This window comes from Planococcus plakortidis, assembly GCF_001687605.2.
In the GTDB taxonomy this organism is placed as follows: Bacteria; Bacillota; Bacilli; order Bacillales_A; family Planococcaceae; genus Planococcus; species Planococcus plakortidis.
Window position 1 is genome coordinate 2,743,677 of the sequence record NZ_CP016539.2, and the last position, 15,145, is coordinate 2,758,821.

The 15,145-nt window shown below is 50.3% G+C and carries 14 protein-coding genes and 1 other annotated feature; of the genes, 6 read left to right on the plus strand and 8 right to left on the minus strand.

The genetic code is table 11. The annotated features are described in order from the left end of the window. Positions 1-31: 31 nt before the first annotated feature. Both BBI15_RS13710 and BBI15_RS13715 read right to left on the minus strand, forming a co-directional pair. Entirely contained in the window at positions 32-748 is a 717-nt protein-coding gene (locus BBI15_RS13710; protein ID WP_068870368.1) for a YebC/PmpR family DNA-binding transcriptional regulator, read from the minus strand. A 193-nt stretch (positions 749-941) separates the two neighbouring features. Next, positions 942-2,039 (minus strand): nitric oxide synthase oxygenase, encoded by a 1,098-nt coding sequence (locus tag BBI15_RS13715; protein WP_068870370.1) that lies wholly within the window; start codon positions 2,037-2,039, stop codon positions 942-944. A gap of 219 nt (positions 2,040-2,258) precedes the next feature. On the opposite strand from BBI15_RS13715, the gene BBI15_RS13720 reads away from it, so the two are divergent. After that, positions 2,259-3,059, plus strand: coding sequence for an HAD family hydrolase (locus BBI15_RS13720; RefSeq protein ID WP_068870371.1), 801 nt, complete (start codon positions 2,259-2,261; stop codon positions 3,057-3,059). Positions 3,060-3,115: 56 nt separating this feature from the next. Here the strand turns inward: BBI15_RS13720 and serA are convergent, their stop codons facing one another. Together serA and BBI15_RS13730 are read right to left on the minus strand one after the other, a co-directional pair. Next, entirely contained in the window at positions 3,116-4,702 is a 1,587-nt protein-coding gene (serA, locus tag BBI15_RS13725; protein WP_068870373.1) for a phosphoglycerate dehydrogenase, read from the minus strand. Then, positions 4,702-5,859 carry a pyridoxal-phosphate-dependent aminotransferase family protein gene (locus BBI15_RS13730; protein ID WP_068872605.1) on the minus strand — a complete coding sequence of 386 codons (1,158 nt, stop codon included), beginning with the start codon at positions 5,857-5,859 and terminating at the stop codon, positions 4,702-4,704. Before BBI15_RS13730 ends, serA begins: the two co-directional genes overlap by 1 nt. A gap of 80 nt (positions 5,860-5,939) precedes the next feature. Further along, positions 5,940-6,164: a binding site (T-box leader), on the minus strand. A gap of 336 nt (positions 6,165-6,500) precedes the next feature. On the opposite strand from BBI15_RS13730, the gene BBI15_RS13740 reads away from it, so the two are divergent. The 5 genes from BBI15_RS13740 (at position 6,501) to BBI15_RS13760 (ending at position 12,204) form a co-directional block, all read left to right on the plus strand. Beyond that, the gene (locus tag BBI15_RS13740) at positions 6,501-7,439 is read left to right on the plus strand and encodes a glycosyltransferase family 2 protein (protein ID WP_068870377.1); all 939 of its coding nucleotides are present in this window, start codon (positions 6,501-6,503) and stop codon (positions 7,437-7,439) included. Continuing rightward, positions 7,429-7,824 carry a GtrA family protein gene (locus BBI15_RS13745; RefSeq protein WP_068872606.1) on the plus strand — a complete coding sequence of 132 codons (396 nt, stop codon included), beginning with the start codon at positions 7,429-7,431 and terminating at the stop codon, positions 7,822-7,824. Before BBI15_RS13740 ends, BBI15_RS13745 begins: the two co-directional genes overlap by 11 nt. A 19-nt stretch (positions 7,825-7,843) precedes the next feature. Then, a complete protein-coding gene (locus BBI15_RS13750) occupies positions 7,844-10,459 on the plus strand; it encodes a YfhO family protein (RefSeq protein WP_068870379.1) in 2,616 nt (871 codons plus the stop codon). Between the two features lie 70 nt (positions 10,460-10,529). Then, positions 10,530-11,165 carry a superoxide dismutase family protein gene (locus BBI15_RS13755; RefSeq protein ID WP_068870380.1) on the plus strand — a complete coding sequence of 212 codons (636 nt, stop codon included), beginning with the start codon at positions 10,530-10,532 and terminating at the stop codon, positions 11,163-11,165. A 163-nt stretch (positions 11,166-11,328) separates the two neighbouring features. After that, positions 11,329-12,204 (plus strand): SDR family oxidoreductase, encoded by an 876-nt coding sequence (locus BBI15_RS13760; RefSeq protein WP_068870382.1) that lies wholly within the window; start codon positions 11,329-11,331, stop codon positions 12,202-12,204. 44 nt (positions 12,205-12,248) lie between these two features. On the opposite strand, the gene BBI15_RS13765 is transcribed toward BBI15_RS13760, so the two are convergent. The 4 genes from BBI15_RS13765 to ytvA all read right to left on the minus strand — a co-directional run bounded on the left by BBI15_RS13765 (position 12,249) and on the right by ytvA (position 15,135). Next, positions 12,249-12,941: a YqjF family protein gene (locus BBI15_RS13765; RefSeq protein ID WP_167358042.1), complete on the minus strand. Its 693-nt coding sequence runs from the start codon at positions 12,939-12,941 to the stop codon at positions 12,249-12,251. A gap of 74 nt (positions 12,942-13,015) precedes the next feature. Continuing rightward, positions 13,016-13,846: a manganese catalase gene (locus tag BBI15_RS13770; RefSeq protein WP_068870385.1), complete on the minus strand. Its 831-nt coding sequence runs from the start codon at positions 13,844-13,846 to the stop codon at positions 13,016-13,018. Positions 13,847-13,871: 25 nt separating this feature from the next. Beyond that, positions 13,872-14,156: a hypothetical protein gene (locus BBI15_RS13775; RefSeq protein WP_068870386.1), complete on the minus strand. Its 285-nt coding sequence runs from the start codon at positions 14,154-14,156 to the stop codon at positions 13,872-13,874. Between the two features lie 220 nt (positions 14,157-14,376). Next, positions 14,377-15,135: a YtvA family blue-light photoreceptor gene (gene ytvA / locus BBI15_RS13780; RefSeq protein WP_418312489.1), complete on the minus strand. Its 759-nt coding sequence runs from the start codon at positions 15,133-15,135 to the stop codon at positions 14,377-14,379. Positions 15,136-15,145: the final 10 nt, after the last annotated feature.

Below are 15,145 nucleotides of genomic sequence, written 5' to 3' on the forward strand. Positions count from 1 at the left end.
GGGACAGAAGTTGAATGATTTATGGAATCTCCTACGCCAAGTCGACATTATGGTAGACTTGCTGGACATCTTCGAGATCTTCGATGGCATCGATCATCTTTTCGAATTGTGCCTGGTCTTCTTCCGATAGCGGCAATTCGTTCTGCGGAAGCATCGTCAATTCGGCGACCGTGAAGTCCGTTACGCCATCCGCTTTGAACGCTTCCTGCACGAGATGGAATTGATCCGGTTCTGCATAGACGATGACGGTGCCTTCCTCTTCGAGAATGTCGCGCACGTCAATATCCGCTTCCATCAATAGTTCCAATGCTTCATCGGCCGTCTTGCCTTCTACGCCGATCACTGCCGTGTGGTCGAACATATAGGCTACCGATCCGCTGACACCCATATTGCCGCCATTTTTGCCGAATGCTGCACGCACGTCGGAAGCGGTGCGGTTAACATTATTGGTCAAGGTATCGACGATGACCATTGAACCGTTCGGCCCGAAGCCTTCGTAGCGCAACTCGTCGTAGTTCTCTTCCGATCCGCCTTTAGCTTTTTCGACGGCGCGGTCGATGATGGCTCTTGGCACGTTATAGGTCTTCGCCCGCTCCAACACGACTTTCAATGCTTGGTTTGACTCCGGGTCCGGTTCGCCCTGCTTGGCGGCTACATATATTTCACGTCCGAATTTCGCATAGATTCGGCTTGTGTTGGCATCTTTGGAAGCTTTTTTTTCTTTGATATTATTCCATTTGCGTCCCATTGTTATTCCTTCTTTCTCAAATTTCTTTCGATGAAGAACATCATTTCATCCTATTATAATACAATACCTTCCGCTCTTTCGACCTTCAGCTTTAAAAAACCATCTTCCTCCGCTTATTTTCCCTGCCATACTAAAAAAAGCCTTGCCTCTCCGGGTCATAAAAATCCCACGGACAGACAAAGCGATTTTGGTTTCATTCTCCATAAGGGGCTTGCTGGTAAAAATAATTCGGTTTGACGACGTCATTTTTATATGGCTTATGGAAAATATGCGTTGTGGCCGGCGACACCGGCGGGATGAGCCATGCCCAATTCCCAGTGACTTTGCGGCCTTCCCGCTCCTCGATTTTCTCGAAATTCCTGAACTGTTTGGCGGCGGTATGGTGGTCGACGATGGTCACGCCCGCCTCTGCAAATGACTCAAGCACCGCCACGTTCAATTCGACGAGCGCTTTATCTTTCCATAGCGTCCGCTGCGAACCCGTGTCGAGCCCCATGATTTTCGCCATTGTCGGCAACAGGTCATAGCGGTCTTCGTCGGCTAAATTGCGTGCGCCGATTTCCGTTCCCATATACCAGCCGTTAAAAGGCGCCATGCCGTATTCAATGCCGCCGATTTCGAGTTTCATATCGGAGATGAGCGGCACCGCATACCATTTCACCCCGAGTTCTGCCATTTCCGGCCAGTCAGGATGGCCGATCGCCACTTCAGGCTTGGCGTCATCCGGCAGCTCGAACCATTTCGGCTGCTTGCCGGCTTCGCCGATCACCACGGGCAATAGGTCGAATCCGCTGCCTGCACCTCTCCATCCCAGCGCTTCGCATTGTTTGGTAAATGCAAGAGACGAAGAGTCCCCTACGAGCCGGCCGCCCTGCTCATATCCTGCATAGCGCAATAATTGATGGTTCCAGATGCGCATCCCGCTTTGGTCTGATTGCTTGAAAACCGTAATGGCCGGGCGGATTTGCCCTCCGTTGAATGCAAAGCGCAAATGGCGGACAATGGCCGAGAATACTTGTTCTTCCGTTTCCGCTTCACGCTCATCAAAAATCTCCAATGTCTGCCAAAACAAACGCCCGATGCAGCGATTATTATTGCGCCACGCCATACGCGCCCCGTGCTGTAATTCTTCCTTAGTATGTAAATAGCTGCCGGTAGAGTCGATTTCCCGTTCAATCTCGGCTACACGGCGACGGATTTCCTGTTCACTTTTTCCTAATTCCACATAGCAAGTTTCAATGAAATGAGCGGCCTCTTCCACTAGAAGAGTGCTTTCTGTTAGCTTTTCCATGCATTTCACTCCCTTCCGTACATCGTACCACCAGAAACCGGCAGCGAAAGGCGGATTTGTGACAACTCTTTGATTTTCAGCCGCGCTTTAGTACACTATATAGAATGAATTAAACATTTCGACAATTAAAAGAGGATGATGAATTCGCTCCAGGCGGACGCTTTCCACTTTTAAATATAATCCATCTACTTAATACAAAATACAAGGGAGCTGCGCGATATGGTGAAAGCGATTTTCTTTGATTTGGACGATACTTTATTATGGGATCGGCAAAGCGTGAAAGAAGCCTTCCGTGAAACATGCGAATGGGCAGCGGAACAAGCAGGCGCCGATTGCAGCGGATTGGAGCAGGCGGTCCGGGAAGAAGCACGAAAACTTTATGCAGGCTACCCGACACATGGTTTTACGCAAATGATCGGCATCAATCCGTTCGAAGGGCTGTGGGGGCGTTTCGATGATCCGGGAGACGATTTTCAGCGACTGAAAGAAGTCGCCCCAGGCTATCAGAAAGAAGCCTGGACGCTCGGGCTGAAACGCCTCGGCATCGATGATCCGGAATTGGGCAAACGGCTTGCCGAATATTTTCCGGAAGCCAGGAAACGCAACCCCCTTCTCTACGAAGACAGTTTGGAAGTGCTCGATCAATTGAAAGGCCGTTTCGATTTATTGCTGTTGACGAATGGCTCGCCCAGCCTGCAACAGATCAAGCTTGACATCACGCCGGAAATCGCGCCGTACTTCGACCACATCGTCATCTCCGGTGCATTCGGGCGCGGCAAGCCCGATGCTTCGATCTTCGAGCATGCCTTATCGAAGTTCGGCTATCGCCCGGAAGAGGTATTGATGGTCGGCGACAATCCGTTAACCGATATCCTCGGCGCTGAGCGTGCCGGCATCCCGTCTGTCTGGTTGAACCGGGAGCAAAGCATGCCCCATGAAACGGTTGCCGCGACTTACGAAATTAAAGACCTGCGAGAGCTATTGCCCCTGCTCGATAAGCTGGAAACCGCATCTGTATAGGAAAAGCGCCCTTCCCGGTTGGCCTGTTGGCACATTCGGGAAGGGCGCTTTAGTTTTTATAGGTCGATTGCCGTGACGCTTTCGATTTCTTCGAGTTTCTTCAATTCTTCCAGATCTTCGGGGTCGGCGTGCTTGTCGATCGACAGCATCATGATCGCGTCACCGCCGATATTCGAACGCCCTACCTGCATCGTCGCGATATTGATGTCTTCTGCCCCGAGCAATGTGCCGACGCGTCCGATGACGCCTGGACGGTCATTATGGCGGATGAACAACAGGTGGCCGTTCGGCAGGAAATCGACGATGTAATCGTCGACTTTGACGATGCGCGCGCCTTGGCCGTTCAACAGTGTGCCCGAGGCTTTCCGCGTGCCGCTCTGCGTTTTCACTTCAACGGTGATGAGGTTGGTGAAGCCGCGCGATTCGGTCGATTTGTGTTCATTGACATGGATGCCTTTTTGATTGGCGATATACATCGCATTGACATCGTTGACGTGTTTGCCTAGATGGCGCTTGAGCATCCCCTTGAGCATATTGCGTGTCAATGGCCCGACTTCCAGGTTGGCGAGTTCGCCTGAATAATAGACGTTCACTTCATCAGCCGTTTCACCCGTCAAGTCAGTGAGGAACGTACCGATGCGTTCAGCCAGGTCGAAATACGGCTCGATGCGTTTCATGATTTCTTTCGGCACAGAAGGCAAGTTCACCGAATTGCGGACTGTTCCGTATTTGACGAAGCTGACAACATCTTGGCTGACATCGACCGCGACGCTTTCCTGTGCCTCGAATGTGCTAGCCCCAAGGTGCGGTGTCGCGATGACTTGCGGCAATTCCAGCAAGCGGAAATCGACCAACGGTTCCTGTTCGAACACATCGAGTGCTGCGCCTGCCACTTTGCCGGACTTCACCGCATCATATAAGGCATTTTCGTCGATGATGCCGCCGCGTGCACAGTTGATGATCTGCACGCCGTCTTTCATCACTTGAAAGGCTTCCGCATTGATTAAGTGCTTCGTTTCTTTCAGTAGCGGCGTGTGGACCGTAACAAAGTCAGCCGCTTTCAAGACATCTTCCACCGAACCGAAATCGACGCCGAGTTTTTCCGCTTTTTCAGCAGTTAGGAATGGATCATAGGCGATGATGTTCATGCGCTGGCCCTTGGCGCGCGCTGCCACTTCCTGTCCGATGCGGCCGAAGCCGACGACGCCGAGCGTCTTGTTTTTCAACTCGACACCGACATAGGATTTGCGGTCCCATTTGCCCTGTTTCAGCGAGTTATAGGCTTGCGGGATTTTGCGCGCCATCCCCATGAGCATCGCCATCGTATGTTCCGCCGCGGAGTTGGTGTTGCCGTCCGGTGCGTTGACGACAATGATGCCGTGCTCGGTTGCCGCTTCCAAATCGATGTTGTCGACCCCGACGCCTGCACGCCCGATGATTTTCAAATTGGACGCTTTCTCGATGAGTTCACGCGTCACTTGCGTTTGGCTGCGGACGAGCAAGGCATCGAAACCATCGATGCGTTCGCCAAGTTCCGCTTCAGATAAATTCGTCTCCATGACGATGTTGATGCCGTCGGCGTGGCGCAGCGGATAAACACCTTCTTCAGATAAAGGATCGCTGATCAGTACGTGGAATGTCATTATTTATCCTTCCCTTCCAAAAAGACTTGCTGCGCGGCTGCGATGCCTGCGCCGAGCATAATATCTTGCCCAAGTTTTTTCAAGACGACTTCCGATGCGGCGAGCGCCTGCAGCACTTCCGCCGGGGAGCAATAGCCCATATGGCCGATGCGGAAAATCGTTTTTGCGAGATGCTGCTGGCCTCCCGCAAATTCGATCGCAAACTCTTCTTTTAGCACTTTGCGGAATTGTTCCGCATCGAAATGTTCCGGATAGACCGCGGTAACGGTTGGCGATGCATCCTCGTCGCTCGTCAATAAGCGGACGTTCAGCGCCTTGAATGCAGCGCGCGTCATGTCGCGCATCAATCGGTGGCGGCGGTAGACGTTTTCCAGCCCTTCTTCTTCCAATAAATTCAGCACTTGCTGCAAACCATACAGAATGGAGATCGCTGGCGTAAACGGCGTCGTGTCTTTTTCGATATTGTCGCGGTGTTTGACCAGATCCAAGTAGAAGCGTGGCTGCGGGTTGGCTTCGATTTTCTTCCACGCCCGCTTGCTCACTGCGATGAACGCGAGCCCTGCCGGCAGCATGAACGCTTTTTGCGAGCCTGTGACGACCACATCGACGCCCCATTTGTCCATTTCCGTTTCCGTTCCCGCTACACATGAGACGCCGTCGACGACGATCAGCGCATCCGATACTTGTTTGACTGTCTCGGCAAGTTCTTTAACAGGGTTCAAGACACCGGTTGAGGTTTCACAGAATGTAGAGAAAATGACACGGATTTCGGGATGCTCGCCGAGGAAATTTTTCACGGCTTCGGGATCCACCGCTTGTCCCCATTCCACATTGAATACATGGGTCGCAATTCCATAAGCCTGGCAGATTTTAGCGAAACGGTCCCCGAACGCCCCCGTAACCAGCACCAGCACTTCGTCGCCCGGCGCCACCGTATTGACTACTGCACTTTCGAGGGCGGATGTGCCACTGCCTGTCAAAATCATCACTTCTTCTTTTGTGCCAAATACTTTTTTCAATTTCGGGCGGATATCTCTGATCAATGCATACGTACTTTCCCCGCGATGCCCGATCATCGGCTGTGCCATGGCACGCCCTACGCTCGGCGGAATCGGTGTCGGTCCTGGAATTCGTAAAATTTGTTGGTCTGTCAGCATGATAATGTCCCCTTTCGATTTGAAAAAATCATTCTGGAAATTTTTATACAAAAAAAGACTCTGCGCCCCACATCCAAGATGCAAGGGGCGAAGAGTCTCTAGTCGCGGTACCACCCTAATTCACTGCCCAACTTGCAGGCAGCCTCATTAATATCATGCGTAACGGGCATAAAGCGGATGGGCCTACTATAATTTCAGCACATCTATTCGGGAGTGCTGCCAAATGCCGGGACCACTGATTCGCACCACCCATCAGCTCTCTTTGGATCCCTTTGCGTTTAGCCTATCTCCGTCGCAATAGTTGATCGATATAATTGAATTGAGTCCATCATATATAGGGAAAAAACTATTGTCAATATATAAAAAATATTGAGATTTCTTTGCAAACGTTTCCAATGCCGCCGCTACTGCAGGCATTGCAGCAAAAAATTTTCTTTTTACTCCTCTTCTCTTCCAGAGAATTCCGCATTCGGCGACGGCTCGCTTTCGATGGCCCGCGCATGCCACGATCCGGCATTTTGCGTATAATGAAAAGAGCTTCCCTTTTCTTTTGTTGCATTTTTCAGGAATAATGTACTGAAAACTGGGTAAAAGGATTTTTGGGGAAGATTTTGAATGCCCATTGAAAGGAGAACACCCTCATGAAGCTGATCTCTATTATTGTGCCAGCTTTTAACGAAGAAGCGAATATCGCTTCGATGTACAAGACTTTGGTGCAAGAACTTGAGCCGCTTCCTTATCTGTATGAAATCATGTTTATCAATGACGGCAGCAGTGACGGAACCCTGGATGAAATACTCAAACTCGCCAATGAAAACGAAACCGTAAAATATATCTCCCTGTCCCGCAATTTCGGCAAGGAAGCCGCCATGTTCGCTGGGATGAAACGCATCAAGGGGGACGCCGCCATTCTCATGGACAGCGATATGCAGCATCCTCCCACGCTTATCTGCGAAATGGTCCAAGGCTATGAAGAAGGCTTTCATCAAGTGGTCGCCAAACGTTCTCGCAAGGGAGACTCGAAATTGCGCAGCGCGTTGTCTTCCCTCTACTATAAAGTCGTCAATGCTGTAACTGATGTCAATTTCGAGGACGGCGAGGGCGATTTCCGCCTATTGAGCCGCAAAGCGATCAATTCCATCCTGTCACTGAGTGAAAGCAACCGCTTTTCAAAGGGCATCTATTCATGGATCGGCCTCAGCAAGAAAACCATCAGCTACGAAAATGTCGTACGGGCAGAAGGCGATTCCAAATGGTCGTTCGGAAGCCTCGTCAATTACGGCATCGACGGAATCATTTCGTTCAATATGAAACCATTGCGCATCTGTTTTTACACAGGTTTTCTCGTGTTGTTCCTGTCCCTGCTCTATATCACTTTCACGTTTTACGAAATCATGGTACGGGGTGTCATCGCCCCCGGGTATTTCACGACCATCACGGCGATTTTGCTGCTCGGCGGCATTCAATTGATCAGCCTCGGCGTTATCGGCGAATACGTCGGACGGATCTACAACGAGACCAAACAGCGGCCGCATTTTTTGGTTGAGATGAGCAATGTGGATGAATACGATGAACCTTAAGCGCTTGAATACGGAGTTTACCCGCTTTGTTTTTGTTGGGGTCGTCAACACGCTCAGCTATTACTCCATCTACCTGTTTTTGCATAATGTGCTCGACTGGGCCTATATGCCATCCCACCTCATCGGGTTTTTGATCAGCTTGAACATTTCATTTTTCCTGAACACTTACGTAACGTATCGTGTAAAACCGACTTTGAAGAAATATTTATATTTCCCGCTGACACAGGTCGTCAACATGTCGGTCTCCACCTTATTGATCTTCATCTTTGTGGAGTTTCTTCACATAAACAGCAATATCGCGCCATTCGCCGCAGTGATTTTCACTATTCCCGTGACGTTTATTGTATCGGGGAAAATCCTTAAAGCGCCGGTGCAATCCAAATAACCATAAAGACGGTGGCATTATGCGTTCTTTTCGACCTTACCTTCTACTGACAGCTGTATTCCTGGCCATGGCCGCAATAGGCCATGGCGTCTTTCTGTTTCAATGGACCCAAAACCAATACATGGCCGGCCCTAACGACGGCCTCGCCCAAATGATGCCGTTCAAGCAATTGCTTTACGACCATTATACGCGCGGCGAGTTCTTTTACTCCTTTGACTTCGGCCTTGGTGCCGGTATATTCAGCGAATTGTCTTATTATTTCTCCACTTCTTTCGTATACATCACTACACTGTTGATTGTTTATCTGCTGGATGCCTTGCAATTGATCGGAGACCCTGATGTCCTGTTCTGGGCCAATGCGTCCGTCTTCATCAGTGTCGCCAGGTTGTCCATCGTATTGATTGCCGCATACGCCCTGTTCCGCTATATGCGCATTACCCGCCTATCAGCATTTATCGGGGCAAGTATCTACGGGATTTCGGGGATGTACTTCCGCCATGCGGCATTTTGGGAGTTTTTCGCGGATGCCTTTATCTGGCTGCCCCTGCTCATTTTCGGGGCTGAAAAAATCTTCCGTGAACAAAAACCCGGTTGGTTTATGTTCGCGGTCGCGATCGCGATGATCGACAACTTCTATTTCGCTTACATCAATTTCCTGCTGACAGGCATTTATATTTTATTCCGCTTGTTCATCCCGCTTGAAAAGACAGAAACGAAATGGAAAAAAGCCATTGTATTGTTCTTGATCTCAGGGCTGGTCGGAGCCGGCATCTCCATGGTCTCGTTCATCCCTTCCGTGTACGCGTTCTTGAACAACCACCGCCCCGAGTTCCAGCAGGATATCCTATGGTTCGAAGAGACGGAGAACATCCTCTTCATGAGCCGCTATATTCTATTGCCTGCGATGTTCGTGCTGTTTTTGTTCATTCCAACACTGTACAAGGTCCATCGTTTCCGGCTTTTCGCTTTGGTCGGGATCTTCACGGCTGTGCTCTACCACAGCCCGATGGTCGGCAGTATCTTCAACGGCTTCTCGGCCCCGCAGCATCGATGGGAATACCTCATCTCATTTGTCGCGGCAGGGGCAATCGCCAGCGGGTTGGACTATTTTCACAAGCTGCGCTTGAAGGAAATCGTGCCAGCTGCGGTTTTGACAGCTCTCCTTTATGGATGGTTCGCGTGGCAGGACGAAGCGCTCGAGTTTACGACGCTTTACCCGCGCCTCGCGCTTGCCGGTCTCGTCGTGACTTTGGCCGCTGTCTTGGCAGCGCCGGCTTTTCAGCAGCGTTATCAAAAGCCATTGCTTGCATTCGTGTTGCTCGCCTTGGTGTTGGCGACCGCCAATGTTTACCAAAGTGAAAAATTGCTGGATAATGCCGACGTCGCGGATGTCGATGAGGCGCTGATTACCGGCGAAGATTACGATAACCAGGAAGTCCGTACATTGATCGATGAAATCCAGGAACGCGAAACGGCCGAGATGTACCGGATCGATTGGATGGAAGGCGTCCGCAATAATACGCCGATCGTCCAGGAGTTCCAGGGGCTGAGTGCCTATTCCAGCATTTTGAACAAGAACTTGCTGTATTTTTACTTATACGATTTGGAAATCGATATGGGCCGAGAAAGCGTCAGCCGTTATGCCACACTCGGCAACCGGAGCAACCTCCACAGCCTGTTGCAAGGCAATTACGCGATACGCGAGCGAAATGACCCGAATGTGCCATTCGGTTTCCGTAAATTTGCCGCTACCGAAAACTTCATCGCCTATCAGAACCGCTATCCGCTCCCTTTCGCGCGTCCGGCCTTCCAGGTGTATCAAGAGTCCCAGCTTACGGATGAGCCGCCTTTGCTGCGCGAACACGCCATGCTCAGCGGAATCGTCCTGGATGAAAACATCTCACCTGAGCCCCTTCCTGACCGCTTCCCTGGAGAAGCGGATTACAGAGTCGAAGAAGCGGATGCAAGCTACGATGAAGGCTTGCTCGAGATTTCTGATGAAACCGGAGGGATTGATTTACTGCTTGATGAAGTTCTAGAAGAAGGCGATTTGTATATCTCGTTCCATTTGGAGAATACAGCCGCAGACCAGGGGTTCCCGCTTGAAGTCAATGAATACCGGACGACCCGCAAGTCCAACCAATCGATTTACAAGACTTTCGTCGACGACTTGACGATCCGCATCAAGGCTGCAGAAAGAATTGAAATCCGCATGCCTGAAGGGACGTACAAACTCACCGACATTGAAATAGTGAAAGAACCTTATGCCTTATTGAGAGAGCAAAATGCATTGGCAGACCGCACCAGCCACCTGAAAATTGACGGCAGCCAAGTTGACGTCACGTACGATAACCAGGAAGATGCACCTTTCCTTAATTTATCGATTCCTTATGAAAGAGGATGGCAGGCGACCATCAATGGGGAACCGGTCGATGTGCTGAAAGCCAATTACGCGTTTTTGGCCGTTCCGCTCAAAGATGGCATGAACGAAATTGAGCTGCGCTACCGGCCACCGTTCTTCTTGGCTTCCCTGTCCATCAGTTTGGTGTCGCTTGCTTCCGGCTTGTTGTGGCTGCGCCGCCGCAAACAAAATGGATATGATCGACATGAGCCAAAAGACACCATGACGAATTGACGGGTTTAACACCCTTCCCACATGTGTAAGGTAAGGTAATAACATTTTTTAGGAGGAAGGAGAAAAAGTGATGAAAGCATGGTTGATGCTTATGCTCTTAGGCCTTTTACTGTTGCTCGCGGCATGTGGTAGCGACTCAACGGAACCGCCGACCGAAACGGATGGGGCCGAACCGCAAGAAGAGGAAGTCGATGATCAGGAAGGTGAACCGCAGGATGGATCAGGAGGGGAATCGGAAGGAGCCAGTGAGGTCCAGTTGCTGACGGTTGAATTCCTGAATGCAGATGGTGAAGCGACTGGTACCGCTGAATTGACGGAAGAGGACAATGGAGTCATGGTCAAATTGGATGTCGAAGGATTGGAGCCCGGAATGCACGGCATCCATTTCCATGAAGAAGGCATGTGCGAGGCGCCTGATTTCGAATCAGCAGGCGGGCACTTCAACCCGACCGGCGCGAGCCATGGGCATGACAATCCGGATGGCCCGCACGCAGGCGATCTCCACAATATTGAAGTGGCCGATGACGGGACTTCAACGGATGAGCTGACCGCAGAGAATGTCACTTTGCAGATTGGCGAAGATAATTCCCTTCTCAAAGAAGGCGGAACATCACTCGTTATCCATGCCTCAGAAGATGACGGGCAAACCGATCCTTCCGGAGATTCCGGTGAACGCATCGCTTGCGGCGTGGTGACAGCTGAATAAAAACTCTTAAAATCGCCCTATGAACTTCGCCGCTCATTGGATGTACATCATGAAAGCCCCGACTCAAAAAGCTGGAGAAATTTCTCCAGCTTTTTTATATGGCGTTTAGTGAAAATCGGAACGGGAATAACTACCATATCTTGAAAACGAGGAGGACATGTAGATGTCAAAAGATAAATATGAAAAAATCCATGACCAAGTCGATCCACAGGAACAAGACCGGCAACCGGGACTCGAAAGTGAAATGTCCCCGGAACCGATTTATGATGACGAAAATTATAAAGGGGCAGGCAAGCTGGAAGGGAAAGTTGCGTTGATTACGGGCGGCGATAGCGGAATCGGGCGGGCTGTTGCAATCGCATATGCGAAAGAAGGCGCCAATATCGCCATCGCCTACCTGGACGAACATGAAGACGCAGACAGAACCATCGATGCTGTAAAAGCGTACGGAGTCGAAGCCCAAAAATTTGCAACCGACGTGAGCCAAGTCGAGAATTGCCATCAATTGGTCGTCGATGTAATCGGCGAGTTCGGCCAATTGAATGTTTTGGTCAATAATGCAGGCAAGCAATTCCCGAAAGACGATTTCCTCGAGATCAGCCCTGAACAATTACGGGAAACTTTCGAGACAAATATTTTCAGCATGTTTTATTTGACCCAAGCGGCAATCCCTCATTTATCCAAAGGCGACAGCATCATCAATACCTCTTCCGTCACCGCCTACCGTGGATCTCCGGAACTGATCGATTACTCGTCCACGAAAGGCGCAATCACGAGTTTCACCCGCTCTCTATCCGCCAACATCAGCGAACAAGGCATCCGTGTCAATTCGGTTGCGCCAGGACCGATCTGGACGCCACTGATTCCAGCTACTTTCAGCGCTGAAAAAGTAGGGCAGCATGGCGGCGATACCCCAATGGAAAGACGCGGACAGCCAGCTGAACTCGCTCCCGCCTATGTCTATCTCGCCTCTGCCGACTCAACTTACGTCACCGGCCAAGCGATTCATGTAAACGGCGGCGACTTCATCACTTCATAAAATTCTAGGCAGACCATAAGCCGGCCACTTAGTGTGGCCGGCTTTTACATGGTTTCTTTCACAGGCGGATAAAACCGTGTTTTCTGGACGCCCGAAAAATGGGCTAGCGGTTGCCCTGCATTCCAGCCAGCGGGCAGAAATGGAGCAAGTGAATTTTCAGCGATTTCAATATGGACATTCTGCAACCGCCAAGGCGCATGCGCAATATCCACACGGTACAGGATAGCTTTCGGCTTTGTCCATAAACAATAACGTTCCGTCAACCATCGCTCGAGCTTTGACGCCTCTAGTATTCCGGCAGCTGGAGTAAAACCCATCCGGAAATTCTCGCCATGGATAGATGCAGCGGGGCGGCTCGTAAACAAATGGCGACTGCCTTTACTTCCACTATTTATCCGGGCATAACGGTAAGGCAAGAATCCTCCTGCACTCGCCGCTTTTACAGCCAATAGGCTATCGGCATCCAGGCTGAAGAAATAGACCCCGGCCCGGCCGTTGCACCTTACATACGTCCTTACATTCAATTCCCGGTAGTTGCCCGCTATGGGAAAAGGAAAGAAAAAGCGCAGGCGCGTATGATCGGCAATGAAAGGGACGACACCGATCCAGGCCTGGCCGTCATATAAATCGATCGCCAACTCTGATGGTATAAAGGGGCGCAGTGCATCCGCCGATATCGGCCAATGCAAAAACACCAGATTCCGCCATGTTTGTGCCATGACCCACGGCTTTTCCATCGTCCTTCCTCCCTTCTGAAAATTCATATCATCAAAACAGGGCGAAGAAAGCTTCTTCGCCCTGCCTGGTGTTTTTAGCCTTTTAATTTGTCTTCCGGAAGTGTGTCATGTGACTCCAGCGGTCCCGGCTTCAAGACCGGCTTCTGGCCAAAAGCTTGCGGTTGGCCATACTTGAATGGATGCCCGTCTGGTGCATTGCCGCTCATCCAAGGGAGCTGCGCACTGTCTTCGCCTTCCGAGAAATTATAGAGCGTATGGGAATACTCGGTCGCTTCCCATTCCGGTGGCACTGTGGAAGGGGCAATGACACCACCTTCTTTTTCTTCCAAGTCGCGTATCGCGGCAATCCATTGGTTTTGATGCATCGTATCACGGGCCAGCAGGAACGACAGCAAGTCTTTTACTCCTTTGTCGTCGGTCATGCTGTACAAGCGTGCGACTTGAAGGCGGCCTTGTGACTCCGCTGTGACGTTCGCCCGGAAATCGGCGAGCAAATTACCGCTTGCGATGATATAGCCGGCGCTCCACGGCACCCCTGCACTGTTCTCAGGCGTCGCGCCAAGGCCTGAAACAATTGCATGGTGCGGGTTCATGCCACCCATAATCGCCCCGATCACCGGGTCACTTGCCGCTTTTTCCTGTTCGTAAACTGGTGCCCCTTCCAGCAATTGGGCGACCATCGTAGCAAGCATCTCAATATGGCCAAGCTCTTCCGTTCCCGTATCCATCAGCAAATCCTTGTATTTTTCATTTCCTCTCGTGTTCCATCCTTGGAATAAATACTGCATCGCGACGGACATCTCGCCAAACTGCCCGCCGATGACTTCCTGCAGCTGCTTGGCAAATATCGGATCCGGCTTATCCGGTTTTGCTTCGAATTGCAGTTCTTTTCTATTGAAAAACATTTAATTTCCTCCTTCATATTCCGGGTCATTTATTTTCCTCTATCCGTCCTTCGCTGGGTTTATTGGCGTCTTTGGGGTGGCCCCCGTCGTAATCCGAATCGTTGCCTCCTGCATTGAACTTTTTCTTTTGCTGCCCTTTTTTCTCGGCCGATGGCTTGCCATCGACTCGGCCTTCACTGCCGGGAATGCTGTCCTGGGGCTGCCCGCCATCGTAATCCGAGCTATTGCCCCCTGCATTGAATTTCTTATCTTCTTTATCGGGGATCTCATGATTTTCAGGTCCTTCACGCTGGTTATGGTCTGTTCCCATCGTTACGCCTCCTTGGAAAATCTGGAATTTCTGTTCCCTAATAATCTACCCAGCCTTAAAAGACTAAAACCGAATAAACTATTTTTTCAGTTAATTAACCAAATAGTAATAGCATTGTTTAGCCGATAGATTAAAAAGTAGCCTAAAAATTCCTTTTATTGTATAAATAAACGCATAAAAAAACCTCATTCTACCTGAATGAGGCTTATCAATTATTTATCTATTCATTAATATCAGCTAATGCCTTTTCGATGCTCGAGTAGGTTTTCAACATATTCTCCCGGTCGAGATCCCGCACCAATTCCGTTGCCGCTTGGGGAGTGACACCGGTAATGTACAGATGGCTTCCCATAATACGGAGCGCTTCACAAATCTGCGTGAACCAATGGAGCGGAGATTCCTCATTCCATGTCAATCCTGTAATGTCAAGAAGCGCATGTTCAATCCGATGCTCGCTGACATATTCGCATAATTTCACTTTCAATGCTTCAAAACGTTGCAGGTTCATCGTCCCGACAAGGGCGACTGTCGCCACGTTCGGCTGGATCGACAAGATCGGCAACATCAATTTCTCGATTTCGCTTTCGTTTTTGTCAATCGCTTCCTGCTGCATTTTTTCAACTGTAATATCCGTCTGGGTGCCGATGAAATAGAGCTTTTCTTCGACTGTCACCGGGGTGATGGCCAGCCGGTTCCAAAAAGGCGTTCCGTCTTTTCGGTAATTGCGCAAAACCACGGTCACCTTTTCCTGATTCTTGATCGCTTGCCGCAATCGGTCGACGGCTTCCGGATCCGTTTTCGGGCCTTGCAGGAAACGACAGTTGCGGCCAAGGATTTCTCCTTTTTCGTACCCCGTCATTTTCGTGAATGTCCGGTTTGTGTAAATTATGGGATTATCTTCCTTTTCAGGATCCGTGACGATAGTGCCGACTTTGCTGCCATCCAACATTGCTTCGAGCAGTTGAATCTGTGTATTCACTTCCATTTTC